Raw genomic sequence first — 3,259 nt, 5'->3', positions numbered from 1 at the left:
CTCAATTTCTTGCAATCCTCGCTACGGACGCTTAAGTCCGACAGGCTGCTAGACCAGAATATCGGCGACTCACTGATTACCACTTATAGCCGAATGTCGCCAAATGAAAGTCAATGGATTCATTCATGCTGTGCAGACCGGCGTTAGAGTAATGAAACCAGCCATAGCTGAGTTCAAATTGCTGCTTGGAACCAAATTCAATACCTGCCATGACCCGGATCTCGAATTGCGAGTGACCGCCCATATTGATGGGTGATTTCTTCTCTTTCTCCAGGTCCTGTTCAGACAGGTAGGCAGCTCCCACCCCAAGATCTATAAACGGACGGACACTGGCCTTGGGCAGAAATGCCATTCTTAATACCGGTGAAAAACTGATAGCTGTGACTTTGTCTTTGCCATCAGGGCTAGGGTTGTCGCTGGCTGTGAGATTACTTTTCCATGAACTGGCAGCCAGTTCAAAATAGCTGCTGAGCACCATGTTATCAGACTGATAAAAGCCCTTCTTCCAGTCCCAGGTGATGCCCAGACGCAGATTGGTGAAATCTGCTGAACGACTCGAAACAAGATCAAGGTACTGGCCGTAGCTAACGTTGATACTATCTGGAACAAAATCTTCTGCGTGAGCACTCTGTGTCTGGATCAGCAGCGTAGCTGATAAGCAGAGGCTGGCAATAGCTCTCTTCATCATACTTCCCCCGAAAAATATCATCCTTGTGGTTTCCACGCATTAGCTATCGGCCGGCGAGATTGAAACTTTATGGAAAATTTTTGATGGCTTATTGCGGGGGGGCTGAGATGAGAGAGTAGGGCTAAAATCCTCTGCGCATTGGTTACGCAGACTTGTCTGTAGTAACTTGTTTGTTGTAAAGAGTAGCTCTTCCAAAACTGTTCTCAACTTGCTTGGCATTTCAAGTGACTAACAGGAACCTCCTACCGATATTAGGTAGAAGAGGACGTCAGGCAGAGGTGTATACAAACAGTAGGAGAGCCATTAAATTAACATGGCTGCACGGGTCGGGTGGGCAGTGCAGACCTATGCAGCGCCGCTGTATGAGGATCGCAGGGATTCGGCTTGTTCAGGAATCAGGCAGGGGTCTTGCTCTGATGGTCGAAATGTTGAAGTGGGTTTAAGACGTTTTTCGTAAAAGCTCAGACTGTTATTACAGGTGAGCGTTAAGTATTTGAAAAAGCTACCATTGATTTGGGTTTTCTGAAAAAGGCAGGAATGAAGTTGTTTGAATAGATGACGGTCAACAGGCTCGGGATTTTTCCAGAATGACTCCAGTGATCCCTGATGGGTAATACCCTCGATATCATATAAGGCTCGCCCCATGACCTTGGTAGGCAGATGATGCAGAAGGGCAGAGATTCCAACTGAACTGTTAACGGTCACTACGCCACAGGTATGTCGATATAAATCGGGTAATGGGATGTCGTGGCAGTAGAGCACTCTGTCCTGAATGCCCAGATTGGTTGCCAAGTCTTCAATAAACTGTCCATATTCTGTGTAGCCCCGATCCATTGGGTGGTGTTTAAAGCACAGGACCTTATTTGAATCTGCATGCTTCCAGAAAGAGACCATGACTTCCTGAATAAAAGCTTTGACCGACTCATAAGGTGAGTGGAAAATCATTTGGGAGTCGTCGTGGACTTGCAACGGGACCAGATAGAATCTCTGATCAAACTCATTGTCCAGACGAAATTGCATTTGCCTGTCGTAACTTTTAAAAAGCCACTTTCTGACAAAACCTCTCAACCAGTAAAAGCCTTCTTTGACCGGATGAGTCGCCCTGTGATGCCTGTACTGAGAAAATTCACCCTTTGAGAAAAAACTGGCCCAATAATAAAGAGCAGCGTAGCCAGTCCTTTGCCTCATGGTACCGCCGATTGTCTGGATGGATTTAGCAGAGCATAGCATTGCTTTTTCCAGGCTCTCATGGCTGAGATCCATCTGACTCAATGCGTTAACACCTCCCGACTCCAGTGTGATGGTATCAGGTCTTAGGTAACCTTCTTCGAAGACACAAAATTGGACCCCCAACGCATCACAGACGGGTTTTGCAGTTCTGTGATAATAACGGCAATCGCCAAGGAGAAAGACGGCTTCAATACGATGTTCAGTGAGGTACCGTTCAAGAAAATCAGCCCAATCAGCGGGCTTGCCATTGTAATGGGTCTGAACATTAGCCCATGAAAAAAGCCGGTCACCGCCATTAAAGTTGATTTTGTGGGTGGTGTAACCCGCTCTGGAAAAGGTACGTGCCAACCGCTTGAAAAACGGTCCAAGTGGGCCCTGAAGAAAAAGTACGGCAGATTCAGTCATATGCTAACCCCGGCCCTTTTGTATGACCCGAGTCGTTTATAAACGGTTGTGTATTGTGCAGATCCTAGCATAAGGCAGTCTAAAAATATAATACAATGTGATTAAATCGCTGTTGAAGCGAGCTGGCTTGGAGGTTTAATATGATTGCCTCAAACAATACTACGTTCTGATTTGGAAAGACTATACGTATAGGACGTTTTGGTGATTAAACTCACCTCAACCGTTGATCCTCAGATGGCTAAACAAGCTGAAGTTTATGCAGTCGTTCAACAAAAGAGCCTTTCCAGATGAGTAGAAAATTTTCTGAAATCACCGCCAACGTCGGAAGAGGGCGAAGAGGTGAAATTGCAAGCTGTAGTTGTCACTGAATATTCTTCATCGTTTCTTCAGCAAAGAGCTTGATCTCTTGCACATGCTTCACAATAACGGCTTTGAGAATATCAATATTTAGTTTCTGGTACTCATGAAAAGCAATATTCCTGAATCCGATCATCTTCATCATGCTATCTGCCAGTTTGACAGACACATAACCATGATCTGACAATAGGGAAAACGAGTCCCGACTTCCCTGAGGGATACCCAGCTGCTTCAAGCGAATTACCCGGTTTGCCAGGTCTGTTGCGGCCTGTGATGCCCGCTGGATATTTAAAATAATGGAGTCCTGACGGGTGAAATTCGTCGTCAGTTCATCTTCGTGTCCGACGTACTCTTCTTCGATACGGCCGAGGCAGCGCTGAATAATGCTGTATTTATTCAGAATCACATCATCCATTTTTAAGCCTGCTCAATAAATCATTAATAATCTCGCGGCGTTCTTCCTGAAGCTGCTGATATTTAGAAACAACATGGGTTTCGAACAGGTCATGCCATTTCATCTATCCTGACTAGCAGCCTGTCGGACTTAAGCGTCCGTAGCGAGGATTGCAAGAAATTGAG

The 3,259-nt window shown here is 45.7% G+C and carries 3 protein-coding genes; all 3 read right to left on the bottom strand.

What is annotated here, in order from left to right:
• Positions 1 to 76: 76 nt before the first annotated feature.
• The 3 genes from KDK18_RS06815 to KDK18_RS06805 all read right to left on the bottom strand — a co-directional run bounded on the left by KDK18_RS06815 (position 77) and on the right by KDK18_RS06805 (position 3,095).
• Positions 77 to 688, bottom strand: coding sequence for an acyloxyacyl hydrolase (locus KDK18_RS06815; RefSeq protein ID WP_257254123.1), 612 nt, complete (start codon positions 686 to 688; stop codon positions 77 to 79).
• 345 nt (positions 689 to 1,033) lie between these two features.
• The gene (locus KDK18_RS06810) at positions 1,034 to 2,323 is read right to left on the bottom strand and encodes a capsule biosynthesis protein (RefSeq protein WP_257254122.1); all 1,290 of its coding nucleotides are present in this window, start codon (positions 2,321 to 2,323) and stop codon (positions 1,034 to 1,036) included.
• Between the two features lie 361 nt (positions 2,324 to 2,684).
• Positions 2,685 to 3,095 (bottom strand): DUF86 domain-containing protein, encoded by a 411-nt coding sequence (locus KDK18_RS06805; RefSeq protein WP_257254121.1) that lies wholly within the window; start codon positions 3,093 to 3,095, stop codon positions 2,685 to 2,687.
• Positions 3,096 to 3,259 lie beyond the last annotated feature (164 nt).

The sequence above is a fragment of the Endozoicomonas sp. SESOKO3 genome (genome assembly GCF_024606255.1).
This window is presented reverse-complemented; position numbering and strand designations above follow the sequence as displayed.